The sequence below is a fragment of the Streptococcus sanguinis genome (assembly GCF_019928825.1).
Taxonomy (GTDB): domain Bacteria; phylum Bacillota; class Bacilli; order Lactobacillales; family Streptococcaceae; genus Streptococcus; species Streptococcus sanguinis_L.
The window spans coordinates 392,882-417,595 of record NZ_JAHZOP010000002.1; the positions used below are offsets into that span (position 1 = coordinate 392,882).

The following is a 24,714-nucleotide window of genomic DNA, read 5'->3' on the forward strand; positions in this document are numbered from 1 at the left end:
ATGATTTGAGAATTTGAAATAATTTGTTATACTAAGTATAAAAAGAAAATAGACAATGGAAATTGTCTTATAGAAGGAGATTTAATGGATACATTTTTCTTTCCAACCTGGTTGATTCCAGTAATTATTGGTTTGGTTGTACTTGTTGTACTTTTAGTGAAAGGCTATGTTAACGCACGCCCTAACGAAGTAGTTGTAATTACAGGTCTTCGTAAACAGCGTCACCTTCGCGGTAAAGCTGGATTTATGATTCCTTTTGTAGAGCAGCGCTCTTATTTGGATATTGAGCAGTTCTCAACAGATGTTCGCACTTCTGAAGCGGTACCGACTCTGGATTTTATCAATGTTCGTGCTGATGCAGCTGTTAAGCTAAAAATCGGAACAACCGATGAAATGATTGCTCGTGCAGCAGAAAACTTTCTTAATTGGAATACAACAGATATTTCTAACTCTGTTCAAGATGTCTTGGAAGGAAATCTCCGGGAAGTAATTGGTCAGATGGAGTTGCGGAAGATGGTCAATGACCGTCAGGAATTTGCCTCAAAAGTTCAGGATAACGTAGCTCCGGATCTGGCTAAGATGGGATTAGAAGTCATTGCCTTTACCGTTCAGTCTTTCTCTGATGAAGGTGGTGTGATTGATAATCTCGGTATCGAAAATGTCGAAACCATCAAAAAAGATGCCCTAATTGCAAAGGCTAAAGCTGAACGTGAGCGCAAGGAAGTAGAAGCTGAGCAAGACAAATTGGCTAACGATAAGCGCGTAGCTGCTGACTTAGAAATCGCTCAAAAGCAAAATGAGTTGAAACTGAAGCAAGCAGCCCTCAAGCAGGAAGCGGATATAGCTCAAGCTAAGGCTGATGCAGCTAAAGGGATTGAGGCGGAAGTGCAGCGTCGCGAGCAAGAACGTGTGGCTGCCGAAGCTAATATCATGAAGCAAGAGAAAGAAGCTGAAGTCAAGGAACGCGAAGTTAAGGTTCGGGAGCAAGAACTGGATGCTAACATCCGCAAACAGGCTGAAGCGGAGAAATACTCTCGTCAACAAGCAGCTGAAGCACAATTGATTGAGCGTCAACGTCAAGCCGAGGCGGAGCTTTTTGAAACACAAAAAGAAGCCGAAGCCCGCAAGGCTCAAGCCGAGGCTGAGAAATTTGCGCAACTGCAAGAAGCTGAAGCCATTGAAGCCAAGGGACGTGCTGAAGCGGAGGCTATTCGTCTTAAATTAGAAGCCGAAGCAGAAGGTTTGGATAAAAAAGCAGAAGCTATGAAGAAGATGCAGGAAGCTGCGATTACTGAGATGATTGTAGACAAACTGCCAGAAATTGCCCGTGCTGTAGCAGAGCCGCTTACTAAAGTGGACAAAATCACTATGTATGGTGAAGGCAATGCTTCTAAGATGGTTGGCGACATCATGCAGAGTATTGACCAAGTGTCGCAAGGTGCAGGCTTCGATATCCGCCAACTCCTAGCAGGAGCTCTTGGTGTTAATATGACAGTTAACAAGCTAAAACAAGATGAGCAGCCGGTTATTGAAGCTGCAAATCTTGACACCGATAAAAAATAAAAGAAAAGATAATTCGCTTTGACTTTCACCCCAAAAGTTAGACAGAAAATCTAACGATTGGGGTGTTTTTAGTATGAAATTAGTTTATACAAATGAACTGAATAGATAACCTAAAAAGAATGGCGCTTCTTGGCTTTAAATATAGCTGGCTCAAATCTTTAATGTTATTTACCTGACTTAAAGCAATAAATAATTGAGAAGATTCTAGTAGATGGCCAGTTCCCTACAATAAGCTCCCAGACTCAGTTTGGGAGCTTATTGGTTTATATCTTCTGTTTGGCCTTGATAGTGGTAAATGCAGAGTCGGTTTGCTTGGTCTGGTCGACTGACGGTAAAGTGGAAGTAATGATCCTTTTTATCCAAGCTTTTGGTCTTGGAGAGTTTGAAATAAGTGGCTTGGCGGCTGGCCATGTGGAGTAGGATGTCATCTTCCATGACCATCAGAGGCTGGGGAAGATTGGAAAATTGATAAAAATCCTCTTGAAATTGATGGTAGTTCTGGGAAAAATAGTCGAATTGAAGTTCCTCATGTACATTCTGAGTGGTCATCTACGCCTCCTGAAGCATGTATCGAAAGAATCTGATGGATAGCAAGGCCTTTGTAATGGTCACCTTTCTGCAGGAGGACTTGCTTGCAGTCCAGATGAAAGATTGTAGCAGTAATGTCGGTCAGCCTTTCCTTATTAAGAAAGGTGATTCGGATGGGAACTTGCTGGCTGTAGGCTTGACTGAGCAAGTGGAATTTTTCCTGTCTATCAAGTTGGGGCAATTGGCTCATATCTAGTTCTTTTTTGGCCAAAGCAGTGCTATGTTCAGAGAGGAAAAAGCCAGCCCACTTAGCCATGCCTCGATCCTGAAAGTCACGAGCTGACTGATAGGGGAGGTAGGAGCGGTCGGTCATGATAAGCCCTCCAGCCCTCCAGCCGAATGGCCACCTGTCAGCTTGCTTCGAGCGATGGCACGGGAGGAGCCCAGCAAGGCATTTCCCTTAAGCAGAGAGGCGAAGCCGAAGCGATCTCTGATGCGGTCAATCGTCTGTTGGAGCTCCTCTTCTTTTTGAATTTGCAGAGGATCGTCAAAGAGAGAAATCAGACCATAACCTTGATCGACAAAGTCACTGTAAAAAACGCCAATCTGACGGATAGCCCCGCCCTGATATTTGGAACGAAAAAGCTGAACGACGATTTGAGCCAATCGATCGCTGTTGTTAGTGGGCTCAATTTTTTTCTGTGTATGAATGGAAGGCAGGAGCTCCTGCTTGGAATAACGGGCATAGATGGAGACACGCTGGCATTTCTTACCAGAGCGTCTGAGCCGAATGGCGACCTGCTCAGCCATTTCTCGGAAAACGAGCTCAATCTCTGCCTGCTGTCTATAATCTCGGGGGAGAATTTGCGAATTGCCCAGACCATGCGACTTGACCTGATAAGGCTTGTGAACATTGCTTTCATCAATGCCGTGAGCGTGAAACCAAAGCTGCAGGCCCATGACTCCCATTTCTTTTTTGAGAATATCGGGATTAAAGTGAGCCAAATCATAAATGGAGTGGATTCCCAGTTTCTTAAGACGGGTGGCCGTTCGGTGACCGATGCCCCAAAAATCAGTCATTGTCGGAATAGTCCAGACCTTACTTGGCACATCCTCGTAGGACCAGTTGACCCGCATCTGTTTTGTGTGCTTGGCTTCAATGTCCAAGGCTAGCTTGGCGAGAAGAGGATTGGCGTTGCTCAGGCCGATAGAGGCATAAATCCCAGTCTTCTTCCAGATAGCCTGTTGAATGCGGGCAGCCAGCAGGTCCAGTTTGGTCCTGCGGTCCAGCGTCTGATCGGGAATGAAGTAGTTGATAGAGCTTGTCAAATCTAGGAAGCCTTCATCAATTGAGTAGGGGAAAATATCATCGGGAGCTGCGAAATCCTGGAAAATTTTTTGAATTTCCATGTTTTTCTGGATGTAGTAGTTCATCCGAGGTGGGACCAATAAGGTCTTTTGAGCAGCATCTTCAATAAAGCGCACATAATCTGCTGTAATTGGTAGTCCCTGCTTGTGGGCAGTAGCATAGTTGAACTTGCGGGTGTGGACATCAAAAGGAAGATTATAGCTTCGGCTGACATTCTGGCTGCCGAAATTCTTTTTAAAGAGAGGAGTGGCAGCTAATATCAGTCCAGCAGAATTTTCAATTCGGCTCATGACACAGAGCGAGGTTTTTAAAGGGTCAAGGCCGAGGGAAATGCATTCGCAAGAGGCATAAAAACTTTTCATATCCACAAAAGCGATGTCTGAACGAGGCTCGCGTGAATAATCAAATAGGACCATAGCTTATACCTCAATTGGCAGAAAATGTCCGACTACGATACCAACAATGCTAGGTTGGTCTTCATAAGGAGCAAAGAGATCCTCGTAGTCAGGATTGATAGATTCTAAGCGTAGGCCTTCAGCTTCACGGTAGACTTTTTTAATATATGTCTTGCCATTCCACATAAGAGCATAGACTGCCCCATCGTAGTCAAACCCTGTCTGTTTCATAAGTGCAACAGATCCATTGGGATACTTGGGCTCCATAGAATCTCCAGAGACCCAGGATGCAAAGTCGTGCTGGATATCTTGATCGAAGTAGACCGTTTCGTAGTCTGTTTCATTGTCATAATAACTGTGACCGCGACCTGCAGCCAGCTCAACAGATAGAACCTTATAGGCTGTAAGGGAGCTAACCTTGCGCTGTCTCTCTAGGAGCCGACTAGCGAGCTTGTCTACTTCTTTTTTATGTGGTGCGGTTAGTAAAGGGTAGGTGTAGAGCGCGCTGGTCTCATCCACAAAGTAGTTCTCCTGGACCTTGAGACAGGTGGCCAACCTCCTGAGATTTTTTGCGTGGGGTTCTGCTAGACCATTTTCCCAAGCAGAGTAAGTCTTTCGAGAGATGCCCAGCTCTTGGTAAATGGAAGCCTGTGCCAGATTAAGCTCCAGCCGGCGTTTTTTTAATTTTTCATGCGAAAACATATCACACCTCCTATGTAACGTTTTAAAGGTTACATATAGTATAGCAAATGAAATCGAGAAAAGCAAGTTCTTTATTGAGTATTGTTATTTCTAGCAAGAGTGTGGTAAACTGTAGGGAGGAATATAACCTGGAGGTAGAGAGATGTTTCCTATGATAGCAAAAACGATCATGACAGAAGAAGCTTACCGCCGTTTCGCTTGGACCAATTTTTGGTATAAAAAGAATGGCATCTTCTCGCTGATTCTCCCTGAGATAGTGGTGCTGATATGCGGTGCAATCTGTTTTTTCATCGGGGAACCTTTGCCAGGCGCAGCTTTTCTTGTTACTGTGGCTGTCCTTCCTTTTCTTTACTATCTGTCCATGAATCGACATATTAAAAAGTTTTATAGAGGCAACCCCCTCTGGCATGATATAGAGCAGGAGTTTAGCTTCTATGAGACAGACTTTCGTGTCGTTAATCGGAATAACAATGCCAGATTTGACTACCAAGATATTGTGGCGATTATAGACAAGCCAGAAACTTTTTATATCATGGTTGGTCGGTCAATGGGACTGATCTTGGATAAGGCAGACTGTCAGCCTGAATTAATTGATTTTTTATTGAAATTAAAAGAAAACAGAAGTCTCTAATTTTGGGGGACTTCTGTTTTTTATCTGTCAAGTTTTCAAAAAATTGGCCTCCTGTGCGATGTGTGTTATAATGTTTTTTATGAGAGTTGTTGCAGGTAAATACGGGGGCAGGCCCCTCAAGACTTTGGACGGCAAGACGACCAGGCCTACGACCGATAAGGTCAAGGGGGCAATTTTTAATATGATTGGTCCCTATTTTGACGGCGGTCGGGTGCTAGATCTTTATGCTGGGAGTGGGAGTTTGGCCATTGAGGCTATTTCGCGAGGTATGGAGGAAGCTGTCTTAGTCGAAAGGGATCGCAGAGCTCAGGCTATTATTTCAGAGAATATTCAGATGACAAAGGAGCCGGAACGTTTTGACTTGCTCAAGATGGAGTCTGGCCGAGCCTTGGAAATATTGACGGGAGCTTTTGACTTGGTTCTCTTAGATCCGCCTTATGCCAAGGAGCAGATTGTGGAGGACCTTGAGAAGCTAGAGGAGCGCCAGCTCTTGGGTCAAGATGTCCTGGTAGTCTGTGAGACAGACAAGGAAGTTGAATTGCCAGAAGAAATTGCAGGGCTAGGCATTTGGAAGCAGAAGATATATGGAATTTCAAAGGTGACGGTGTATGTCAGATAAGATAGGATTATTCACAGGGTCTTTTGACCCGATGACCAAGGGTCATGTGGACCTGATTGAGCGGGCCAGCAGGCTTTTTGATAAGCTCTATGTAGGGATTTTCTATAACCGAGAAAAGTCTGGTTTTTTCACAATTGAAGCCAGAGAGCGCATGGTCAAAGAAGCTCTAGAACATTTGGATAATGTCGAGGTCATCATTTCGCAGAATGAGCTAGCAGTGACAGTGGCCAGAAGACTGGGAGCTAAGGCCTTTGTGCGCGGTCTCCGAAATAGTCAAGATCTAGACTATGAAGCCAATATGAATTTTTTCAATCAGGAATTGGCAGGAGAGCTGGAGACGATTTTCTTTCTCAGCAAGCCAGTCTATCAGCCTATCAGTTCATCACGTATTCGTGAGCTGATTGCTTTTCAGCAGGATATTGCGGCCTATGTGCCCCAAAGTGTAATCAAAGAATTAGAAAGAATCAACGATGAAAAGAATTAAGAAGTTTATATTGCCAACAGTCATTGGCGTCACTATTGCCTTTTTTATAGCAGCTCTTTGCGTTCGTCTGCCTTATTACATAGAAGTTCCTGGTGGTGCCGAGGATGTTCGTCAGGTCTTGCTGGTTGATAATAAGGCCGACAAGGAAGCGGGTTCCTACAACTTTGTGACGGTCGGAGTAGAGCAGGCAACCTTTGCTCATCTGGTCTATGCTTGGCTGACCCCTTTTACAGATATTTATTCTGCCAAGGATATGACGGGTGGCTCCACGGATGAGGAGTTCAATCGGATCAACCAATTTTACATGGAAACATCACAAAATATGGCTAAATATCAAGGGTTGACAACGGCTGGTAAAGAGATCAAAATGGACTATCTGGGAGTTTATGTCTTGCAGGTGGCTGATAACTCAACCTTCAAGGGAGTTCTCAATATTGCTGATACGGTAACTGGTGTCAATGATAAGACATTTGAAAGCTCTGAGGAGCTGGTTAAGTATGTCAACTCGCAGAAGCTTGGGGATAAAATCAAGGTGACTTTCCAAGAAGATGGTCAGGAGAAATCGGCAACTGGTAAGGTTATCAAGTTGGAGAACGGTAAGAACGGGATTGGGATTAGTCTGATAGACCGGACGGAAGTCAGCAGTAATATTCCGATTACATTTTCAACTGAGGGTATCGGCGGTCCTAGTGCTGGTCTCATGTTCAGTCTCGCTATTTATACCCAGTTGGCTGATCCGACCCTTCGTGACGGCCGCGATATTGCAGGGACCGGCAGCATCAGCCGAGAAGGCGAAGTTGGTGAAATCGGCGGAATTGATAAGAAAGTTGTTTCAGCAGCCCAAAGCGGAGCAGATATCTTCTTTGCACCGAACAATGAACTCACAGAAGAAGAGAAGAAGCTTTCTCCTAATGGGAAGAATAACTACCAAACGGCTCTGGAGACAGCCAAGAAGATTAAAACGGATATGAAAATTGTTCCAGTTAAAACGCTGCAGGACGCCATTGACTATCTGAAAAAGAATAAGTAAGATCTTAGCTTTTGCTAAGATTTTTCTTGTGAGACAGACAAGATCAGCTGGTCTTCTCTGCTTTAAATCGTCTGACTTTTTTCAGAAAGATATTTTTGATGAAAAGTCCGCGAAATACTGGCTGATTTATGATAAAATAAAGTGTTGTAGATAAACTATCCAAGATTGTTAAAGGAAGAGTATGCGTAAAGATATTTCACCTGAATTGTATAATTATAATAAATTTCCAGGACCGGAGTTTAAACAGATTGACAGCAAGATTCTTGCAGAAAAATTCGAGTTTGAATTGATTGAGAACTATAAGGAAGGCTTTGACTTGACGGCCTTTCATCAGCGCTTTTCAGAAATTCTCACCAAGTTTGACTATATTGTCGGTGACTGGGGCAACGAGCAGCTGCGCCTGCGCGGTTTTTACAAGGATGAGCGGGCTAATGAAAGCGATGAGAAGATTAGCCGCTTAGAAGACTATTTGCTAGAGTACTGCAGCTATGGCTGTGCTTATTTTGTCTTGGAAAATCCAAATCCCCAGCGCGCTTCCTTTGATAAGAAATCGCATGGCAAGAAAGAATCAGAGGGTCGGTCAAAACGTTCTCGCAACAGCCGTTCAGGCGGCAACCGCAATCGCAGAAGCGAGCGAGACCGAGACAGTCGTTCTAAAAGGGACAATAAGCGCTCTCGCAACAATTCCCAGCAAGATAGGCAGAAAAAGCCAAGAGACAGCAATCGCCATTTTGTAATTCGTCAGAATAAAGGAGAAAAATGAAACCATCTATTTATAGCTTAACGCGCCAGGAAATGATTGAATGGGCGGAAGCTCAGGGAGAAAAGAAATTCCGTGCTGCCCAGATTTGGGAGTGGCTCTATCGCAAGCGGGTCCAGTCTTTTGAGGAGATGAGCAATCTATCTAAAGATTTGATTGCCAAGCTAAATGATCAGTTTGTCGTCAATCCGCTTAAACAGCGCATTGTTCAAGAGTCTGCTGACGGTACGGTCAAGTACCTCTTTGAGCTGCCGGATGGTATGCTGATTGAGACGGTGCTCATGCGCCAGCACTATGGACTTTCAGTCTGTGTGACTACCCAAGTTGGCTGCAATATCGGCTGCACCTTCTGTGCCTCCGGCTTGATTAAAAAGCAACGCGACCTCAATAACGGTGAGATTGTAGCTCAGATTATGCTGGTTCAGAAGTATTTTGACGAGCGTGGTCAGGATGAGCGGGTCAGCCATATCGTGGTTATGGGAATCGGCGAGCCTTTTGACAACTATGACAATGTGCTCAAGTTTGTCCGGACGGTCAATGATGATAAAGGTTTGGCTATCGGTGCCCGCCATATCACGGTTTCGACATCAGGTCTGGCTCATAAGATTCGTGACTTTGCCAATGAAGGTGTGCAAGTCAATCTAGCTGTATCCCTTCATGCCCCGAATAATGATCTGCGGACCAGCATCATGCGGATTAACCGGTCCTTCCCTATCGAAAAGCTTTTTGCAGCTATTGAATACTATATCGAGACGACCAACCGCCGAGTGACCTTTGAATATATCATGCTCAATGAAGTCAATGACGGTGTAGAGCAGGCTAAGGAACTGGCTGAGCTGCTCAAGAACATTAAGAAGCTATCTTATGTCAATCTCATTCCTTACAACCCCGTTAGCGAGCACGACCAATACAGCCGCAGTCCCAAAGAGCGTGTGATGGCCTTCTATGACACCCTCAAGAAAAATGGAGTTAACTGTGTGGTACGTCAGGAGCATGGTACAGATATTGATGCAGCCTGCGGCCAGTTGCGTTCCAATACTATGAAGCGAGATCGTGAGAAAGCATTGGTAGAAAATGTTCAGCCTTAAAAATTATCTGACTTCAGACGGTGAGCTGACAGCTCGAGGCCGGAAATTGCTAGCAGGAGGATGCGGACTCTATTTCTTGATGCTTTGCATCCTGTGCTTTATTCCTCAGGTTCCAGAGCCAGGAATGGAAACGCCGGGAATCCAGTATTTTGGCCGAATAGTAGTTTTGCTAGTCCCGTTTAATTCCTTTGTCAATATTGGCGAAATTTCTTCTTGGATCCAGCTGGTCAAGGTTTTTGTTCAAAATTTGGCCAATATCTTTCTGCTGTCGCCCTTAATTTTTCAATTGCTTTGGCTCTTTCCGAAATTGCGGAAGACAAAAAAGGTTGTCTGGCTGAGCTTTGGGATGAGTCTGTCTATTGAAGTGACTCAGATTCTGCTGGACCTTCTTATCAACGCCAATCGAGTCTTTGAGATTGATGATCTCTGGACCAATACTTTGGGTGGTTATCTGGCTTGGCGGGCTTTTCAGCTTGGTCAAAAAATCTGGAAAAATCGTCAAGACGACGTTTTCAAGGCAGATTAGTGAAGAAAACGTTCGGATTTAGAAGAAAAAAGGAAATTTTTTCTTGACAAGAAAAAAGGAAAGGCCTATAATAAAATAAATCATCAGAAAAGTAATAATTTTTTCTACTTTCAGGGAGCCTGTGGTTGGTGGAAACAGGTAGTGGAGGATTGTGAAGTGGGCTGATGCAAAAAATGAATTTGAAGCAATAAAAATTCGGTGAGCACACCTTACAGTGCAGCTTGTTGTTAGACAAGACAGAGATATGGAGGCAGTCTATACTTTTCTCCATAATTGAGGTGGCACCGCGATTTTACGCCCTCACACAGATTTTTTTCTGTGTGTGGGCTTTTATTTTGTTTGAAAATAAAGAAATGAGGAAATCAAGATGACAGAAACTAAAGGATATTTTGGACAATTCGGCGGCTCCTTTGTACCGGAGCCTATCCAAGCCTTGCTGGATGAATTGGAAGCTACTTTTGAGAAGTATAAGGATGATCCAGAATTTTTGAATGAATACCGGCATTATTTGGAGGATTATTCAGGCCGGGAAACTCCGCTCTACTTTGCAGAAAGCCTGACCCAGCACCTGGGCGGAGCGAAGATTTATCTGAAGCGGGAAGATCTCAATCATCTGGGCTCTCACAAGCTCAATAATGTTTTGGGGCAGATTCTTCTGGCTAAGCGCATGGGCAAGACCCGGGTCATTGCTGAAACTGGAGCTGGTCAGCATGGTGTGGCAACTGCGGCAGCTGCAGCTAAGTTTGGTATGAAGTGCGATGTTTACATGGGTGCAGAGGATGTAGAGCGCCAGCGCCTCAATGTCTTTCGCATGGAAATGATGGGTGCGACTGTTCATGCAGTGGAAACAGGCACCAAAACCCTTAAGGATGCTGTGGATGCAGCCTTTGGAGCTTGGATGAGCGATTTGGAAGCCTTCTATGTTTTGGGTTCGGCTGTCGGACCTCACCCCTATCCGACGATTGTCCATGAGTTCCAAAAGGTGATCAGTGAAGAATCTCGTCGGCAGATTTTGGATAAGGAAGGCCGCTTGCCAGACTATGTCATTGCCTGTGTAGGCGGTGGTTCCAATGCTATCGGTGCTTTCTCTCAGTATGTGGCGGATGAAGAAGTCAAGTTGGTTGGTGTTGAAGCGGCTGGACGGGGTCTTGACACAGACCAGCATGCGGCGACCATGACCAAGGGAAGTGTCGGAGTAGTGGATGGTATGAAGACTTACGCTGTCTTTGCTGAAGATGGTCAGGTGGCGCCGGTTTACTCTATTTCAGCAGGCTTGGACTATCCTGGAGTTGGTCCCGAACATGCTTTCTTTAAAGATTCTGGTCGAGTAGAATACGTAGCAGCGACAGATGATGAAGCTGTGGACGCTTTGCTTCTCTTGACACAAAAGGAAGGTATTTTGCCGGCAATCGAAAGTTCTCATGCTATTGCTGAAGCCATCAAGCGGGCTCCGCAATTGTCATCCGACCAAATCATCATTATCAGTGTATCTGGTCGTGGAGACAAGGATGTGGCAGCCATTGCCGACTATCTAGAAAAACGAAAATAAACTCCCCAGCAGAAGAGTAGTAACATCCCTCCTTTCAGAGAGTCTGTGGTTGCTGTAAACAGGCAGGAGAAGTTATGAAATGGACTGCTGGAGACAATATTTTGTCCTTTAGTTGATCTTTTATTACTTTGTTAGCTTATTTTGCTATGACTCGGTGTGCTGCCTTCTACTAAAAGGGATCTAAATGACTGTAAATAGGTAAATGAGATGTGGAGCCTAAAAACTCCATAACTGAGGTGGCACCGCGATAACACGCCCTCACAGGATGAACTGTGTGGGCGTTTTTCTGTAGTTCTGGGGCAAGTTATGACAGTGGACAGGTGCTATCTGTTCTTGTGAATACAGTCATGGCTAGCAGATCGCTCCTCCTTAAACGCTTCCAATTAAATAGAAAGAAACATTATGCAAAAGATTTTACCAGCTGATATTTTATCGCCGATTCTGGCTTACATGCGGATTCAGGGCGACCACAAGGTGATTTTGGAAAGTATTCCGAGAGATAGCGAGACGGCTCGCTTTTCTATCCTAGCCTATAATCCAGTCTTTGAAATCCGCTATGAAAATGGCCTGTTAACAAAGAACGGGCAAGTAATTGAGGCAGATCCATTGGACTATCTGCATGAGTTAGCCGTAAAAAAAGATCATCATTCAGACCTGCCTTTTGGAGGCGGAGCCATTGGTTTTGTCGGCTATGATATGATTTCCCTCTATGAAGAAATTGGCCAGATTCCAGCTGATGTGATTGGGACGCCGGATATGCACTTTTTCGTCTATGAGAGTTACATGGTTTTTGACCATAAAAAAGACAAGGTCTATATCCTTGAGGAGGCACTCTACAGTGATAGAAGCGAAGCTGATTTGGCTGCTAGTCTGGAGCGTATCATGGCAGAGTTGGCGCAGCCTGCGGCAGATGAATTTTCACCGCTGGAACTGTCCAGTTTGAACTTTCAGAGTCATATCGAGCAGACAGCTTTTGAAAAAATGGTGGAAGAAGCGCGCAGCTTGATTCGGCAGGGAGACATGTTCCAATGTGTGCTCAGTCAGCGTTTTTCAGCAGAGTATTCTGGTAGGCCACTGGATTACTATCGCAATCTGCGCGTGACCAATCCTTCCAACTATCTCTACTTTTATGACTTCGGGGATTATCAGATTATCGGAGCTAGCCCAGAAAGTTTGGTCTCTGTCAAGCAGGGTCAGGTTACGACCAATCCTATTGCTGGGACCAGACCGCGCGGGCAGGATGAAAGAGAAGATAAAGCCTTGGCAGAGGAGTTGCTGGCTGACGAGAAGGAAGTGGCGGAGCACCGTATGTTAGTTGATTTGGGGCGTAATGATATCGGTAAAATTGCTCAGAATAACAGCGTGGAAGTCACTAAATACATGGAAGTAGAGTATTTCCGCTATGTCATGCACCTGACCAGTGTGGTCCGTGGTCAGCTTCTGCCTCAACTGACAGCTATGGATGCGCTCAAGTCGACCTTGCCAGCCGGCACCGTCTCGGGTGCACCTAAGATTCGAGCTATGAACCGCATTTATGAGCTGGAGCAGGAAAAACGTGGCGTTTATGCGGGGGCTATTGGCTATCTGTCTGCGACAGGGGATATGGATTTTGCCATTGCTATTCGGACCATGGTTTTGAAAAATGGCAGAGCTTACGTTCAAGCTGGAGCGGGTATTGTTTATGATTCGATCCCTACTAATGAATACCAAGAAACCATCAACAAGGCCAAATCAATGACCAAGATAGGAGAAATGCAATGATTTTACTAATTGATAATTATGATTCTTTTACTTACAATCTAGCCCAGTATATTGGCAATTTCGCAGAAGTTAGGGTCTTGCGAAATGATGATGCAGACCTTTATCAAGCGGCAGAAGAAGCGGATGCTTTGGTGCTGTCTCCAGGTCCAGGCTGGCCAGCAGATGCAGGACAGATGGAAGATCTTATTCGCGATTTTGCTGGTAAGAAGCCGATTTTGGGGATTTGCTTAGGGCACCAAGCCATTGCAGAAGTATTTGGCGGAAAGTTAGGCTTGGCTCCCAAAGTCATGCATGGCAAGCAAAGTATTCTGCGCTTTGAGGGGAAATCTCCTATCTATGAAGGAATAGAGGATGGGCAGCCGGTCATGCGCTATCATTCGATTTTGATTGAAGAGATGCCAGAGGACTTTGAAGTGACAGCTCGGGCGGCTGATGATAACTCGATCATGGCTATCCAGCACAAGAGCCTGCCCATTTATGGTTTTCAGTATCATCCAGAAAGTATTGGCACGCCGGACGGCTTGTCGTCTATCAAGAATTTCATCGATTTAGTAAAATAAAGGAGGATGTATGAAAGAGATAATTGCAAAACTAGCTGATTTTAAGGATTTAAGCAGCGCTGAGATGACAGATGTTATTGAGCGTATTGTCACTGGACGGGTGACAGAGTCTCAAATTGTAGCTTTCTTGCTGGGGCTTAAGATGAAGGGGGAGACGATTGAGGAACGAACTGCTTTGGCTCAGGTAATGCGAGGCCATGCTAAGCAGATTCCAACCACTATTCGCACTGCAATGGACAATTGCGGTACCGGTGGAGACAAGTCTTTCAGCTTCAATATTTCGACTACGGCAGCTTTTATACTGGCAGGTGGCGGGATTAAGATGGCCAAGCACGGCAATCGCTCCATTTCTTCTAAGTCAGGCTCAGCTGATGTGTTAGAAGCTCTGGGTATCAATCTAGACTTGGACGCTGCTAGCTTGGGCAAGGTTTTTGAGCAGACAGGTATCGTCTTTCTCTTTGCAAAGAATATGCACCCAGCCATGAAATACATCATGCCAGCCCGTCTTAGCCTTGGCATTCCCACTATCATGAATCTAACTGGTCCGCTCATCCATCCCATGAGTCTAGAAACTCAGCTTTTGGGGACTAGCCGACCAGATATGCTAGAGAGCACGGCAGAGGTCTTGAAAAATATGGGCCGTAAGCGTGCAGTAGTCGTGTCGGGACCGGATGGTCTTGACGAGGCGGGTCTTCATGGTCGTACCCAGTATGCTCTGCTCTCAGATGGACAAATCAGCCTGCACAGCTTTCTGCCGTCAGATATTGGCATGGAAGAGATAGCTCTTGAAGCGATTCGTGGGGGCAATGCCAAGGAAAATGCAGAAATTCTGCTATCTGTCCTGCAAAATCAAGCCAGTCCCTATCTGGAAACGACAGTTCTGAATGCTGGATTGGGCTTCTACGCTAATGGAAAATCAGATAGCATAGAAGAAGGAATAGCTTTGGCCCGCCAAGTGATCGCTAGTGGCGCAGCCTATGAAAAACTCAAGCAACTACAGGAGTATCAAAAATGAGCAAAGAATTTCTCCCAACCATTCTTAAGCAAAAAGAGCAGGAAGTGGCGGCCATGTCTTATGAAGAGCTGCAACCCCTGCGCTCGACCTATTCCCTCTATGAGTATCTCAAAAGCCATCCTCAAGAGCTGCAGCTGATTGCTGAGGTTAAAAAAGCCAGTCCAAGTCTGGGAGATATTAATCTCGGTGTGGATATTGTGGAGCAGGCTCGCACCTATGAACGATGTGGTGCAGCCATGATTTCGGTCCTGACAGATGAGATTTTTTTCAAAGGACATCTGGATTACCTGAGAGAGATTTCCAGTCAAGTCACGATTCCGACCCTCAATAAGGACTTTATCATTGATAAAAAACAGATTGTTCGCGCCCGCAATGCAGGAGCGACGGTTATTCTTCTGATTGTAGCTGCCTTGCCTGAAAAGCGGCTGCAAGAACTTTATGATTTTGCGACAGGTTTAGGCTTAGAAGTTCTGGTCGAAACCCATAATCTGGCGGAGCTGGAAACTGCCCATAGAATAGGAGCTCGGATTATCGGTGTCAATAACCGCAATCTAGTCACTTTTGAGACAGATATCAATACAAGTCTCCAGCTGTCTGCCCATTTCAAAGATGACAGAGTTTACGTATCAGAGTCAGCGATTTTCAGCAAGGAAGATGCTGAGCTGGTAGCTCCTTATTTCCATGCGATTTTAGTTGGAACAGCCCTGATGCAGGCTGAGGATGTGGTAGAAAAAATTAAGGAGCTGAAAATTGACAAAGGTTAAGATTTGCGGCTTATCAACGGCCAGCGCTGTGGAAACGGCATGCCAGGCTGGTGCAGATTACATTGGATTTGTCTTTGCTGAGAGCCGTCGGAGGGTTAGTTTAGAGCAAGCTCAGGAGCTAGCTGCCTTGGTGCCGCCTGCTGTCCGAAAGGTAGGAGTTTTCGTCTCTCCGAGCTTGGCAGAGCTGCGGGAAGCTATTTCAGTGGCAAATCTAGATTTGGTGCAGATTCATGGCGATTTTAATGAAGATCTTCTGACTGAGATCGGCCGGCCGGTTATTCGAGCTTATCAGGTCAAGGGTGCGTTAAAAGGAGTCAGCCAACAAGCGGACTACCTGCTCTTTGATGCACCACTTGCTGGTAGTGGTCAGACCTTTGACTGGCAAGCTTTTGATAAAGGTCAAATCCATCAGCCCTTCTTTATCGCCGGTGGTTTGAATGCAGGAAATGTTCGAGAAGCTATTCAGCACTTCGCTCCTTACGCAGTTGATGTCTCAAGCGGGGTCGAAACTGACGGCCAGAAGGACTTAGAAAAGATAAAAGAATTTATAGAAAGAGTGAAACATGGCATATAATCAACCCAATCAAGAAGGATTTTACGGTGAGTTTGGTGGGCGTTTTGTTCCCGAAACGCTGATGACAGCAGTTTTGGAATTGGATAAAGCCTACCGTGAGAGTAAAAAAGACCCAGCCTTTCAGGCTGAGCTGGACGAGTTGCTGAAGCAGTATGTAGGGCGAGAAAATCCTCTCTATTTTGCTAAAAATCTGACAGCCTATGCTGGCGGTGCTAAGATTTATCTGAAGCGGGAAGATCTCAACCATACTGGGGCCCATAAAATCAATAATGCCCTAGGGCAGGTTCTGCTAGCTAAGAGAATGGGCAAGAAGAAAATCATTGCAGAGACTGGTGCGGGTCAGCATGGAGTAGCTACAGCCACTGCTGCAGCCCTTTTCAACATGGACTGTACTATCTATATGGGCGAAGAGGATGTCAAGCGCCAAGCCCTTAATGTCTTTCGGATGGAACTTCTGGGAGCCAAGGTAGAGTCTGTGACCGATGGCTCTCGAGTCCTCAAGGATGCAGTCAATGCTGCCTTGCGAGCTTGGGTGGCTCAGGTCGATGATACTCACTATATTATGGGCTCAGCTTTAGGACCCCATCCTTTCCCAGAGATTGTCCGTGACTATCAGAGTGTGATTGGGCGTGAGGCCAAGCGCCAGTTTGCTGAGCAAAATGCAGGGGCATTACCAGATGCTTTAGTGGCCTGCGTTGGCGGTGGCTCCAATGCTATTGGACTCTTTTATCCCTTTGTAGACGATAGCTCAGTGGCTATGTATGGAACAGAAGCAGCTGGGCGGGGCGTGGATACAGATGAACACGCTGCGACCTTAACCAAGGGCCGGCCGGGTGTTTTACACGGTGCTTTGATGGATGTCTTGCAGGATGAGCAAGGGCAGATTCTGGAAGCTTTCTCTATCTCTGCCGGGTTGGACTATCCAGGTATCGGTCCCGAACATTCTCATTTTAATGCTATCCAGCGCGCCACTTATGTTCCAGTAACGGATGAAGAAGCCTTGGAAGCCTTTCAGCTCCTGTCTCGTATCGAAGGGATTATCCCTGCTCTAGAGTCTAGCCACGCTATTGCTTACGCAGTTAAGCTGGCTAAGGAGTTGGGACCAGATAAATCAATGATTGTCTGTCTATCCGGCCGTGGTGACAAGGATGTCGTTCAGGTAAAGGAACGCTTGGAAAAAGAAGCGGCTCAAAAAGGAGGTGCCCATGACTAAAACACTCACTCAGCATTTAGAAACCATCAAAAGAGAAGGCAAGGGAATTTTCCTTCCTTATATCATGGCTGGTGATCACGAGAAAGGTTTAGCAGGATTACCAGAAACCATCTCGTTTTTGGAAAACTTGGGTGTGTCAGCCATTGAAATCGGCCTGCCATTTTCAGACCCTGTTGCAGATGGGCCGGTTATTGAAGAAGCCGGTCTGAGAAGTCTGGGTCACCATACTTCGGCCAAGTCTTTAATCGCAAGCTTGCAGAAGTTGGACACTCAGCTGCCTCTCATCATCATGACCTACTTCAATCCTATCTTCCAGTACGGTCTCAAAGATTTTATCAAGGATTTGGCTAGGACGCCGGTTAAGGGATTGATTATTCCGGATCTGCCCTACGAGCATAGGGACTTTATCCTACCTCTGCTGGAAGATTCAGATATCGCTCTAGTTCCTTTAGTGAGCCTTACGACTGGACTAGAACGTCAGCAGGAGCTAATTAAGGAGGCAGAAGGTTTTATCTACGCTGTAGCCATCAACGGTGTAACGGGTAAGAGCGGAAGCTACCGCAATGATTTGGACCAGCATTTGAGCAAGCTCCATGATATTGCTGAGATTCCAGTGCTGACAGGTTTTGGCGTTTCAACTTTAGAGGATGTTGATCGCTTCAATCAAGTCTCAGACGGAGTCATTGTCGGATCTAAGATTGTCAAAGCTCTTCATGAAAAGGACGCCAGTATAGCGGCCTTTATCCAAGAAGCAGCAGCTTATAAGAAATAATCACCACCACACCAAACAAAAGACAAGGTACAAATGCTAGCCTGTCTTTTTTCTTTTTAAAGCAGAAGCAGGCGAGGCCAGAGAAGCTAGCGATTTGGATAAGAACTAGAGCCTGACCCATGTTCTTGAATTTTATCACCATAAAAAAGTAAGTTTCGTATAATTCATTTTTAAGAAATGTTTGATTTTTGATGTTGATTGAATATTAGTTTGGATATTGCTTATGAATGGTATCTATATAGCTGGTGAAATGTTTCAAGAAATGCTTAGGAGATATAACAGTGATGTATTTTCCAAAAGCAAGCAAGGTATTGTATCCCCAATCATTGTCGTTTAAAGGATAAGTAATCTCGTAAATATTGCTATTAATAGGTTTTATGGCATTATAGCCTAAGAGTTCCACAAATCGATCAAGGACAATTTTCTGGACATGTAGGATGACAGGTACTTTGTTTTCATTCATCCATGTACCACCATCATAGGGAAGTGGTGTAAAATGTCTTTTTGAAAAAGTATCAGAGAGAGTAAGTTCACTAATTCTAGCAACTTTAAAAACAGAAAAACGCGCTTTATCAGTATCGTAGGCATCCATATACCAACTCCGGTCCTTATAGACAATACGGTAAGGCTCACAATTTTTTTGACTCACCAGTCCTTGTGAATTAATATAGGAAAATTTTATTTTTACTCTACCTCTGATAGCTTCCAATAACTTAAAAATCAAAGTTCGTATTTCCAAGTTCCCTTGAGATAGAGACAAATCAATTTCGAAATCAGAGTATGTATTGGTAGCATTTAATTTCAATATAGCATTGAAAGTAGAGGTATCTTCCAATACTTGATAGCGACTTTTTAAACCGGATTCGATTGAAAGTCGTTCGGATTGAGTCAAGGGAGGTTTATCAGTTTGAAAGTCTTCCATAAGAAAAATTCCTCCGTTTTTTCCTTTCATTACATAGAGAGGAATGCCTGCAAGAGATAAATCATCAATATCTCTCATAATAGTTCGGGTGCTGACTTTAAAAAGTTCTGATAGTTCTTTAGCTGTTGTTTTTCGTTGATTTACTAAATGAGAAATGATTCCCATTTGACGGTCAATTTTCATGATTTTCTCCTTAAATATGACAGATAGATGTCATATTACTTTTGTTATGATTATACCATAAAGAAAGGAGTTCATATAATGAAACATCAAACCAAACCATCGTTTACCCTGATTGGCAGGAGTATTTTGATAGAAGGAACTACGGTTCATGAACAGCACTATTCTAAAGAGAAGACCGCGTTCTATGCTCAGTTGTTTAAAGAAGGAATGCTGGGGAAATTGATGCCCCATTCTCTAGACAAAAAAGGCTATGCTTTGATTGTTCCTCATAAAGATGGTATTCAATACTACGCAGGAGTTGCGGCAAAGAATGCTGTGGCAGACTACGAAAGCATTCTCGTCCCAGAGAAAGATTATTTAGTAAGTTCAGCCAGTGGTGATAAATCAAGACTCCTGTTTGACCAATTGGAGGATAACTTTTTTGAGGAAGAAAGCAGTTCCCTTTACCAAGATGGAATTATCTTAGAAATACTTTTAAACGGGAATCCTATGGATGCAGAAGTTGAGCTTTGGGTTCCAGTTCAGTAAAAGAGTAGGGATTTATAAGAAATAATCACCACCACACCAAACAAAAGACAGGGGACAAATGCCAGCCTGTCTTTTTTCTTTTTAAAGCAAAAACAGGCGAGACCAGCGAAGCTAGCGATTTGGATAAGAATGAGAATTTCCGTCAGACTGAAAATGGCTGAGCAGGAAGCAAGGAATAGAAAGTCGCCAGCTCCAATACGAAGATTACAAAAGAAGGCTAGAAGTCCTAAGGCTAAAAAGAAGAGCATGAGAAGATTGATGCTTGCTGTCACCATCAGCAAGAGCTGAAAAATTAACCAGACCATCAAGGGATACTGTTGTTCTCTTTGATCGTAGATAGCTAAGGTTAAGCCCATGGTGACTACCAATAATTGACTAATGGAAAGAATGCCCAGGGAAGTTGCCAGAAAAAGACCGCCCAAGAGACATTCAAAAAATAAATAGCGTAAGGGAATCTCGTCCCCACAGAAGCGGCAACGAAGAAGATTTAAGATTTGAGAAAAAATAGGAATCAAATCACGCGGTGCTAATCTTTTCCCGCAGGAATTGCAATGACTAGCGGGAGTGATGATAGACTGCTCTGGGAAGCGGTCGGTGATTAAGCCTAGGAATGAGGCAAAGGCAGTGCCGACGATAAAAAAGTATAGATGAATCATACTTATTTATTCGTAATTTTAAACGGGAAAATTCTGAAATTTTGCAACTTTTCTAATAAAGTCTTTTTTTGAATCTTTTGTCTTGACTTTCTTATTTAGAAGCATTATAATTAAATCATAATCTAAAAAGATTAGAATCATTATAAATAAAAACGAGGTAAATACAATGACACAAGTAAAAAATGGTGCAGCAACTGACGTAGCAACTTTCAGCAATCAAAAGGCTTTGCCAAAGACTAAGGCTATCCTTAATCAAGTAGTGGCAGATCTTTATACAGCTCATATCGCTCTTCACCAAGTTCACTGGTATATGCGTGGCGCAGGTTTCATGGTTTGGCATCCAAAAATGGATGAATACATGGAAACTTTGGATACAACCTTGGATGAAGTCAGCGAGCGCTTGATTACACTGGGAGGCAAGCCTTATTCTACGTTGACCGAGTTTATCCAACACAGCAAGATTGAAGAAAAAGCTGGTGAGTTCAGCAAGAATGTAGAAGAAAGTCTGGCGCGTGTGATTGAGATTTTCCGTTATCTGACAGGTCTTTACCAAGATGCTTTGGATGTAACAGACGAAGAAGGGGACGATGTAACCAATGATATCTTTGTCGGTGCCAAGGCTGACCTTGAAAAGACTATCTGGATGTTGACAGCTGAAATTGGTCAAGCACCAGGTTTATAAAAAATGATCCATGCCAAGCAGAAAGGAAACAGGCTTTCCTTTCTGCTTTTTTCATCTTGAAAAGCGCTAGAAAATCTGATAAAATATAGCTCATGAAAACCCTGTATGATGTTCAGCAATTTCTTAAAAGTTTCGGAATCATTATCTATATGGGCAAACGCCTTTACGATATTGAAATGATGAAAATCGAGCTGAAGAGAATTTACGACGCCGGTCTAATGGATAAGCTAGCTTATTTTGAGGCAGAGGCTGTCTTGCGCCGAGAACATCGCTTAGAGTTAGAATATTTAGAAAAGAAAAAGGAGACTTGAGATGACAATTTGGATTTTGTGGGCGGTACTTTTGGGAATACTTGGCTGGATGGGCTTTAATTATCTGCGCCTTCGTCAGGCAGCAAAAATCGTAGATAACGGAGAATTTGAAGGCTTGATTCGCCAAGGTCAGTTGGTTGATCTGCGGGATCCATCAGATTTTCACCGGAAGCATATCTTAGGCGCTCGCAATATTCCATCTCAGCAGCTCAAGGATAGTGTCGGTGCACTTCGTAAGGACAAGGCTGTTCTCCTCTATGAAAATAGTCGTGGTCAGCGCGTAACCAATGCAGCTCTGTATCTGAAAAAACAAGGATTTAAAGAAATTTATATTCTTTCTTATGGGTTGGATTCTTGGAATGGCAAGGTGAAAGCTAGTTAACATAAATCAAAAATTTGTCGCATTATATATACAAAGCTGGTTTCTTATGTTATAATAAATTAATATTAATTTTAAGGAGTTTTTAGAACATGCAAGAAAAGAAAAAATCCTCTCTTGTTTTAGGCATCCTATCCATTATTTTTAGTCTTTTGTTTGCTTTGATTGGACTTATTCTAGGAATCGTTGGTTTGGTTTTGGCAAGTTCACATCAAAAAGAGACCCAAATGGATTATAAAACAGAAAAGATTTTGAATATCATTGGTATTGTTATCTCTGTAATTAACATGATTGCAGGGGTTATGTTAACTCTGAGCTAATTTGACTTTTTAAAAAGATGCTATTTATATTACAATGTAAAGTAAGATCGAGACATTATTGTCTGGATCTTTTTTTACCGACTTTTCTCCAAATATTCTTTAATAATCTCTAATTCTTCTTGGTTCAAAGCACGGTAATCGCCTTTTGCTAGGTCTGGGTCTAATGTAAAATCTCCGAATTGAATTCGCTTGAGATAGGTGACCTTGACACCAACTGCCAGAAACATCTTTTTAATCTGGTGGAATTTCCCCTCAGAAATCTTGACGGTAGCACGGCTCAGACTGGAGCTGGTAGAGAGGATAGAAAGCTGGGCAGGCTGACAGATGGTACCGTCTAAAAAGCGAATGCCTTCTTGAAAGGCAATTTTGTCCTGAGGGGTCAAAGGTCCATTGACTTCTACATAGTAAGTTTTTTCGACATGATATTGAGGGTGCAGCAGCTGAAATCCCAAAGGACCATTGTCGGTAATCAGAAGAAGGCCTTCGGTATCTCTATCCAGCCGTCCGATAGAGTAAAGATTTTCTTTCTCTATCTCCTTGTCCAGCAAATCCAGAACGGTCAATTTTTCAGCGTCACGATTGGCAGTGACAGCACCTGCGGGTTTATTCAGCATGTAGTAACGGTGGGCAGGGCCGCTGACATGCTTTCCTTGAAAATTAATCTGCTGCAGGCCAGTATCAACGTTTTGGCTGAGTTTGCAGGCGGGCTTACCATCCACTAAAATCTGTTTTTGTAAAAGGCTTTGTTTCATCTTTTTTCGGCTGATATGATTGGCAGCCAGCAGTTGGTCGATGCGCATCTGTTTTCCTTATTTTTTTCTAAATCATATCATAAATTTTCAGGATGGGAAATGCAAATCCTCATGGAGCTCCCATATTTTTTAATGAAAACATTTACACTTATCAAAGCCGTGTTTTTTGCCTGCGTCTGTGGTATAATTGTTCAGTTAGAAATAAAATTTAAAAATTCAGAGGAAATCATGACAAAATTAAGAGAAGATATCCGTAACATTGCGATTATCGCCCACGTTGACCACGGGAAAACAACCCTCGTTGACGAATTATTGAAGCAGTCTGAAACTCTTGATGCTCGTACAGAGTTGGCAGAGCGTGCTATGGACTCAAACGATATCGAAAAAGAGCGCGGTATTACGATCCTTGCTAAAAATACAGCCGTTGCTTACAATGGAACTCGTATCAATATCATGGACACACCAGGACACGCGGACTTCGGTGGAGAAGTTGAGCGTATCATGAAAATGGTTGACGGTGTTGTTTTGGTGGTAGATGCCTACGAAGGAACCATGCCACAAACTCGTTTCGTATTGAAAAAGGCCTTAGAACAAGACCTTGTCCCAATTGTTGTTGTCAACAAAATCGACAAACCATCAGCTCGTCCAGCAGAAGTAGTGGACGAAGTATTGGAACTCTTTATCGAGCTTGGTGCAGATGATGATCAGCTTGATTTCCCAGTTGTTTATGCTTCAGCTATCAACGGAACTTCTTCATTGTCAGACGATCCAGCTGATCAAGAAAAAACAATGGCACCAATCTTTGATACCATTATCGACCATATCCCTGCTCCAGTGGACAACTCAGATGAGCCTTTGCAGTTCCAAGTCTCACTCTTGGACTACAATGACTTCGTAGGTCGTATCGGTATCGGGCGTGTCTTCCGTGGTACTGTTAAGGTTGGGGACCAAGTTACCCTTTCTAAACTAGATGGCACCACCAAGAACTTCCGTGTCACAAAACTCTTTGGTTTCTTTGGTTTGGAACGTCGTGAAATCAATGAAGCCAAAGCAGGTGACTTGATTGCTGTTTCAGGTATGGAAGATATCTTTGTTGGTGAAACGATTACTCCAACAGATGCCATTGAACCTCTTCCAATCCTTCACATCGATGAACCAACACTTCAAATGACCTTCTTGGTAAACAACTCACCATTTGCTGGTCGCGAAGGGAAATGGGTAACTTCTCGTAAGGTTGAAGAACGCTTGCAAGCTGAACTGCAAACAGACGTATCCCTTCGTGTTGATCCAACAGATTCACCAGATAAGTGGACCGTTTCAGGTCGTGGCGAATTGCACTTGTCAATCCTGATCGAAACCATGCGTCGTGAAGGATATGAGTTGCAAGTATCTCGTCCAGAAGTTATCGTAAAAGAAATCGATGGCGTTAAGTGCGAGCCATTTGAGCGCGTCCAAATCGATACTCCAGAAGAATACCAAGGATCTGTTATCCAAAGTCTTTCTGAACGTAAGGGTGAAATGTTGGATATGATTTCAACTGGTAATGGTCAAACTCGTTTGGTCTTCCTAGTTCCAGCGCGTGGATTGATTGGTTACTCTACAGAGTTCTTATCCATGACTCGTGGTTACGGGATTATGAACCATACCTTTGATCAATACTTGCCACTCATCCCAGGTGAAATCGGAGGCCGTCACCGTGGTGCTCTAGTATCTATCGATGCTGGTAAGGCTACAACCTACTCTATCATGTCTATCGAAGAGCGCGGAACTATCTTTGTCAACCCAGGTACTGAGGTTTACGAAGGAATGATCATCGGCGAAAACTCTCGTGAGAATGACTTAACTGTTAATATCACTAAAGCCAAGCAGATGACCAATGTTCGTTCGGCAACCAAGGATCAGACAGCAGTTATCAAGACACCTCGTATCTTGACCTTGGAAGAATCTTTGGAATTCTTGAATGACGATGAATACATGGAAGTAACGCCAGAATCTATTCGTCTGCGTAAGCAAATTTTGAACAAACAAGAACGCGAAAAAGCCAATAAAAAGAAAAAATCAGCTGCAGCTGAATAAGC

Annotated in this window: 29 protein-coding genes and 1 other annotated feature; of the genes, 22 read left to right on the plus strand and 7 right to left on the minus strand. The window is 43.9% G+C overall.

The annotated features are described in order from the left end of the window. Positions 1 to 84 precede the first annotated feature (84 nt). Positions 85 to 1,563, plus strand: coding sequence for a flotillin family protein (locus K1J09_RS05480; protein ID WP_002896230.1), 1,479 nt, complete (start codon positions 85 to 87; stop codon positions 1,561 to 1,563). 255 nt (positions 1,564 to 1,818) lie between these two features. Here the strand turns inward: K1J09_RS05480 and K1J09_RS05485 are convergent, their stop codons facing one another. The 4 genes from K1J09_RS05485 to K1J09_RS05500 are packed head-to-tail and all read right to left on the minus strand — an operon-like array spanning position 1,819 to position 4,557. Next, positions 1,819 to 2,112: a DUF5960 family protein gene (locus tag K1J09_RS05485; protein WP_223310843.1), complete on the minus strand. Its 294-nt coding sequence runs from the start codon at positions 2,110 to 2,112 to the stop codon at positions 1,819 to 1,821. Further along, on the minus strand, positions 2,090 to 2,464 hold the full coding sequence (locus tag K1J09_RS05490) for a hypothetical protein (protein WP_023915864.1): 375 nt from the start codon (positions 2,462 to 2,464) through the stop codon (positions 2,090 to 2,092). Before K1J09_RS05490 ends, K1J09_RS05485 begins: the two co-directional genes overlap by 23 nt. Next, positions 2,461 to 3,876 carry a Y-family DNA polymerase gene (locus K1J09_RS05495; RefSeq protein WP_223323268.1) on the minus strand — a complete coding sequence of 472 codons (1,416 nt, stop codon included), beginning with the start codon at positions 3,874 to 3,876 and terminating at the stop codon, positions 2,461 to 2,463. Before K1J09_RS05495 ends, K1J09_RS05490 begins: the two co-directional genes overlap by 4 nt. Positions 3,877 to 3,879: 3 nt before the next feature. Then, positions 3,880 to 4,557 carry a helix-turn-helix domain-containing protein gene (locus K1J09_RS05500; RefSeq protein WP_223323270.1) on the minus strand — a complete coding sequence of 226 codons (678 nt, stop codon included), beginning with the start codon at positions 4,555 to 4,557 and terminating at the stop codon, positions 3,880 to 3,882. Positions 4,558 to 4,699: 142 nt separating this feature from the next. Here K1J09_RS05500 and K1J09_RS05505 point away from each other — a divergent pair, with 142 nt between their 5' ends. The 15 genes from K1J09_RS05505 (at position 4,700) to trpA (ending at position 17,903) form a co-directional block, all read left to right on the plus strand. Further along, complete coding sequence (locus tag K1J09_RS05505) at positions 4,700 to 5,188, plus strand: YcxB family protein (protein WP_002910357.1); 489 nt, start codon at positions 4,700 to 4,702, stop codon at positions 5,186 to 5,188. A gap of 70 nt (positions 5,189 to 5,258) precedes the next feature. Beyond that, a complete protein-coding gene (gene rsmD, locus K1J09_RS05510; protein ID WP_002910356.1) occupies positions 5,259 to 5,807 on the plus strand; it encodes a 16S rRNA (guanine(966)-N(2))-methyltransferase RsmD in 549 nt (182 codons plus the stop codon). Further along, the gene (gene coaD / locus K1J09_RS05515; protein ID WP_223323272.1) at positions 5,797 to 6,291 is read left to right on the plus strand and encodes a pantetheine-phosphate adenylyltransferase; all 495 of its coding nucleotides are present in this window, start codon (positions 5,797 to 5,799) and stop codon (positions 6,289 to 6,291) included. Before rsmD ends, coaD begins: the two co-directional genes overlap by 11 nt. Next, the gene (locus K1J09_RS05520) at positions 6,278 to 7,321 is read left to right on the plus strand and encodes a SepM family pheromone-processing serine protease (RefSeq protein ID WP_223323274.1); all 1,044 of its coding nucleotides are present in this window, start codon (positions 6,278 to 6,280) and stop codon (positions 7,319 to 7,321) included. The genes coaD and K1J09_RS05520 overlap by 14 nt, the downstream gene beginning before the upstream one ends. A 181-nt stretch (positions 7,322 to 7,502) precedes the next feature. Further along, positions 7,503 to 8,084 (plus strand): YutD family protein, encoded by a 582-nt coding sequence (locus K1J09_RS05525; RefSeq protein ID WP_223323276.1) that lies wholly within the window; start codon positions 7,503 to 7,505, stop codon positions 8,082 to 8,084. Then, positions 8,081 to 9,169, plus strand: a complete 1,089-nt coding sequence (gene rlmN, locus K1J09_RS05530) for a 23S rRNA (adenine(2503)-C(2))-methyltransferase RlmN (RefSeq protein ID WP_223323277.1) — start codon at positions 8,081 to 8,083, stop codon at positions 9,167 to 9,169. The genes K1J09_RS05525 and rlmN overlap by 4 nt, the downstream gene beginning before the upstream one ends. Further along, positions 9,156 to 9,695 carry a VanZ family protein gene (locus K1J09_RS05535; RefSeq protein ID WP_223323279.1) on the plus strand — a complete coding sequence of 180 codons (540 nt, stop codon included), beginning with the start codon at positions 9,156 to 9,158 and terminating at the stop codon, positions 9,693 to 9,695. Before rlmN ends, K1J09_RS05535 begins: the two co-directional genes overlap by 14 nt. A gap of 75 nt (positions 9,696 to 9,770) precedes the next feature. Beyond that, positions 9,771 to 10,000 (plus strand) — a binding site (T-box leader). A gap of 62 nt (positions 10,001 to 10,062) precedes the next feature. Then, positions 10,063 to 11,244 (plus strand): tryptophan synthase subunit beta, encoded by a 1,182-nt coding sequence (trpB, locus tag K1J09_RS05540; RefSeq protein ID WP_223323281.1) that lies wholly within the window; start codon positions 10,063 to 10,065, stop codon positions 11,242 to 11,244. A gap of 402 nt (positions 11,245 to 11,646) precedes the next feature. Next, a complete protein-coding gene (trpE, locus tag K1J09_RS05545) occupies positions 11,647 to 13,005 on the plus strand; it encodes an anthranilate synthase component I (protein ID WP_223323283.1) in 1,359 nt (452 codons plus the stop codon). Continuing rightward, the gene (locus K1J09_RS05550; RefSeq protein ID WP_223323285.1) at positions 13,002 to 13,565 is read left to right on the plus strand and encodes an aminodeoxychorismate/anthranilate synthase component II; all 564 of its coding nucleotides are present in this window, start codon (positions 13,002 to 13,004) and stop codon (positions 13,563 to 13,565) included. Before trpE ends, K1J09_RS05550 begins: the two co-directional genes overlap by 4 nt. A gap of 10 nt (positions 13,566 to 13,575) precedes the next feature. Beyond that, positions 13,576 to 14,580 (plus strand): anthranilate phosphoribosyltransferase, encoded by a 1,005-nt coding sequence (trpD, locus tag K1J09_RS05555; protein ID WP_223323287.1) that lies wholly within the window; start codon positions 13,576 to 13,578, stop codon positions 14,578 to 14,580. Beyond that, positions 14,577 to 15,344 (plus strand): indole-3-glycerol phosphate synthase TrpC, encoded by a 768-nt coding sequence (gene trpC / locus K1J09_RS05560; protein ID WP_223323288.1) that lies wholly within the window; start codon positions 14,577 to 14,579, stop codon positions 15,342 to 15,344. Before trpD ends, trpC begins: the two co-directional genes overlap by 4 nt. Next, positions 15,331 to 15,918 (plus strand): phosphoribosylanthranilate isomerase, encoded by a 588-nt coding sequence (locus K1J09_RS05565; protein WP_223323290.1) that lies wholly within the window; start codon positions 15,331 to 15,333, stop codon positions 15,916 to 15,918. Before trpC ends, K1J09_RS05565 begins: the two co-directional genes overlap by 14 nt. Beyond that, positions 15,908 to 17,131 (plus strand): tryptophan synthase subunit beta, encoded by a 1,224-nt coding sequence (gene trpB / locus K1J09_RS05570; protein WP_002896202.1) that lies wholly within the window; start codon positions 15,908 to 15,910, stop codon positions 17,129 to 17,131. Before K1J09_RS05565 ends, trpB (K1J09_RS05570) begins: the two co-directional genes overlap by 11 nt. Next, positions 17,124 to 17,903, plus strand: coding sequence for a tryptophan synthase subunit alpha (trpA, locus tag K1J09_RS05575; RefSeq protein ID WP_223323292.1), 780 nt, complete (start codon positions 17,124 to 17,126; stop codon positions 17,901 to 17,903). The genes trpB (K1J09_RS05570) and trpA overlap by 8 nt, the downstream gene beginning before the upstream one ends. 205 nt (positions 17,904 to 18,108) lie before the next feature. On the opposite strand, the gene K1J09_RS05585 is transcribed toward trpA, so the two are convergent. Next, positions 18,109 to 19,008: a helix-turn-helix transcriptional regulator gene (locus K1J09_RS05585; RefSeq protein WP_002911953.1), complete on the minus strand. Its 900-nt coding sequence runs from the start codon at positions 19,006 to 19,008 to the stop codon at positions 18,109 to 18,111. Positions 19,009 to 19,086: 78 nt separating this feature from the next. On the opposite strand from K1J09_RS05585, the gene K1J09_RS05590 reads away from it, so the two are divergent. Continuing rightward, entirely contained in the window at positions 19,087 to 19,536 is a 450-nt protein-coding gene (locus K1J09_RS05590) for an effector binding domain-containing protein (RefSeq protein ID WP_011836639.1), read from the plus strand. On the opposite strand, the gene K1J09_RS05595 is transcribed toward K1J09_RS05590, so the two are convergent. After that, positions 19,530 to 20,192 (minus strand): prepilin peptidase, encoded by a 663-nt coding sequence (locus K1J09_RS05595; protein WP_223323294.1) that lies wholly within the window; start codon positions 20,190 to 20,192, stop codon positions 19,530 to 19,532. The genes K1J09_RS05590 and K1J09_RS05595 overlap by 7 nt on opposite strands. Positions 20,193 to 20,358: 166 nt before the next feature. Between K1J09_RS05595 and K1J09_RS05600 the strand changes: the two genes are divergently transcribed. From K1J09_RS05600 to K1J09_RS05615, 4 genes are all read left to right on the plus strand, one after another. Then, entirely contained in the window at positions 20,359 to 20,874 is a 516-nt protein-coding gene (locus K1J09_RS05600) for a Dps family protein (protein WP_125377714.1), read from the plus strand. 92 nt (positions 20,875 to 20,966) lie between these two features. After that, positions 20,967 to 21,185 (plus strand): YqgQ family protein, encoded by a 219-nt coding sequence (locus K1J09_RS05605; RefSeq protein WP_002898045.1) that lies wholly within the window; start codon positions 20,967 to 20,969, stop codon positions 21,183 to 21,185. Position 21,186: 1 nt separating this feature from the next. After that, positions 21,187 to 21,567 (plus strand): rhodanese-like domain-containing protein, encoded by a 381-nt coding sequence (locus K1J09_RS05610; protein ID WP_223323296.1) that lies wholly within the window; start codon positions 21,187 to 21,189, stop codon positions 21,565 to 21,567. An 89-nt stretch (positions 21,568 to 21,656) separates the two neighbouring features. Continuing rightward, entirely contained in the window at positions 21,657 to 21,884 is a 228-nt protein-coding gene (locus K1J09_RS05615; protein WP_011836642.1) for a hypothetical protein, read from the plus strand. Positions 21,885 to 21,958: 74 nt separating this feature from the next. Here K1J09_RS05615 and K1J09_RS05620 read toward each other — a convergent pair whose 3' ends face one another. Next, entirely contained in the window at positions 21,959 to 22,684 is a 726-nt protein-coding gene (locus tag K1J09_RS05620) for a 16S rRNA pseudouridine(516) synthase (RefSeq protein ID WP_223323298.1), read from the minus strand. 180 nt (positions 22,685 to 22,864) lie between these two features. Between K1J09_RS05620 and typA the strand changes: the two genes are divergently transcribed. Next, positions 22,865 to 24,712: a translational GTPase TypA gene (gene typA, locus K1J09_RS05625; RefSeq protein WP_002932699.1), complete on the plus strand. Its 1,848-nt coding sequence runs from the start codon at positions 22,865 to 22,867 to the stop codon at positions 24,710 to 24,712. Positions 24,713 to 24,714: the final 2 nt, after the last annotated feature.

Excerpts from the sequence above, each read along its gene's own strand:
- K1J09_RS05480 (WP_002896230.1), top strand. The coding sequence starts at position 85 with ATGGATACATTTTTCTTTCCAACCTGGTTGATTCCAGTAATTATTGGT.
- K1J09_RS05485 (WP_223310843.1), bottom strand. The coding sequence starts at position 2,112 with ATGACCACTCAGAATGTACATGAGGAACTTCAATTCGACTATTTTTCC.
- K1J09_RS05490 (WP_023915864.1), bottom strand. The coding sequence starts at position 2,464 with ATGACCGACCGCTCCTACCTCCCCTATCAGTCAGCTCGTGACTTTCAG.
- K1J09_RS05495 (WP_223323268.1), bottom strand. The coding sequence starts at position 3,876 with ATGGTCCTATTTGATTATTCACGCGAGCCTCGTTCAGACATCGCTTTT.
- K1J09_RS05500 (WP_223323270.1), bottom strand. The coding sequence starts at position 4,557 with ATGTTTTCGCATGAAAAATTAAAAAAACGCCGGCTGGAGCTTAATCTG.
- K1J09_RS05505 (WP_002910357.1), top strand. The coding sequence starts at position 4,700 with ATGTTTCCTATGATAGCAAAAACGATCATGACAGAAGAAGCTTACCGC.
- rsmD (WP_002910356.1), top strand. The coding sequence starts at position 5,259 with ATGTTTTTTATGAGAGTTGTTGCAGGTAAATACGGGGGCAGGCCCCTC.
- coaD (WP_223323272.1), top strand. The coding sequence starts at position 5,797 with ATGTCAGATAAGATAGGATTATTCACAGGGTCTTTTGACCCGATGACC.
- K1J09_RS05520 (WP_223323274.1), top strand. The coding sequence starts at position 6,278 with ATGAAAAGAATTAAGAAGTTTATATTGCCAACAGTCATTGGCGTCACT.
- K1J09_RS05525 (WP_223323276.1), top strand. The coding sequence starts at position 7,503 with ATGCGTAAAGATATTTCACCTGAATTGTATAATTATAATAAATTTCCA.
- rlmN (WP_223323277.1), top strand. The coding sequence starts at position 8,081 with ATGAAACCATCTATTTATAGCTTAACGCGCCAGGAAATGATTGAATGG.
- K1J09_RS05535 (WP_223323279.1), top strand. The coding sequence starts at position 9,156 with ATGTTCAGCCTTAAAAATTATCTGACTTCAGACGGTGAGCTGACAGCT.
- trpB (WP_223323281.1), top strand. The coding sequence starts at position 10,063 with ATGACAGAAACTAAAGGATATTTTGGACAATTCGGCGGCTCCTTTGTA.
- trpE (WP_223323283.1), top strand. The coding sequence starts at position 11,647 with ATGCAAAAGATTTTACCAGCTGATATTTTATCGCCGATTCTGGCTTAC.
- K1J09_RS05550 (WP_223323285.1), top strand. The coding sequence starts at position 13,002 with ATGATTTTACTAATTGATAATTATGATTCTTTTACTTACAATCTAGCC.
- trpD (WP_223323287.1), top strand. The coding sequence starts at position 13,576 with ATGAAAGAGATAATTGCAAAACTAGCTGATTTTAAGGATTTAAGCAGC.
- trpC (WP_223323288.1), top strand. The coding sequence starts at position 14,577 with ATGAGCAAAGAATTTCTCCCAACCATTCTTAAGCAAAAAGAGCAGGAA.
- trpB (WP_002896202.1), top strand. The coding sequence starts at position 15,908 with ATGGCATATAATCAACCCAATCAAGAAGGATTTTACGGTGAGTTTGGT.
- trpA (WP_223323292.1), top strand. The coding sequence starts at position 17,124 with ATGACTAAAACACTCACTCAGCATTTAGAAACCATCAAAAGAGAAGGC.
- K1J09_RS05585 (WP_002911953.1), bottom strand. The coding sequence starts at position 19,008 with ATGAAAATTGACCGTCAAATGGGAATCATTTCTCATTTAGTAAATCAA.
- K1J09_RS05590 (WP_011836639.1), top strand. The coding sequence starts at position 19,087 with ATGAAACATCAAACCAAACCATCGTTTACCCTGATTGGCAGGAGTATT.
- K1J09_RS05595 (WP_223323294.1), bottom strand. The coding sequence starts at position 20,192 with ATGATTCATCTATACTTTTTTATCGTCGGCACTGCCTTTGCCTCATTC.
- K1J09_RS05600 (WP_125377714.1), top strand. The coding sequence starts at position 20,359 with ATGACACAAGTAAAAAATGGTGCAGCAACTGACGTAGCAACTTTCAGC.
- K1J09_RS05605 (WP_002898045.1), top strand. The coding sequence starts at position 20,967 with ATGAAAACCCTGTATGATGTTCAGCAATTTCTTAAAAGTTTCGGAATC.
- K1J09_RS05610 (WP_223323296.1), top strand. The coding sequence starts at position 21,187 with ATGACAATTTGGATTTTGTGGGCGGTACTTTTGGGAATACTTGGCTGG.
- K1J09_RS05615 (WP_011836642.1), top strand. The coding sequence starts at position 21,657 with ATGCAAGAAAAGAAAAAATCCTCTCTTGTTTTAGGCATCCTATCCATT.
- K1J09_RS05620 (WP_223323298.1), bottom strand. The coding sequence starts at position 22,684 with ATGCGCATCGACCAACTGCTGGCTGCCAATCATATCAGCCGAAAAAAG.
- typA (WP_002932699.1), top strand. The coding sequence starts at position 22,865 with ATGACAAAATTAAGAGAAGATATCCGTAACATTGCGATTATCGCCCAC.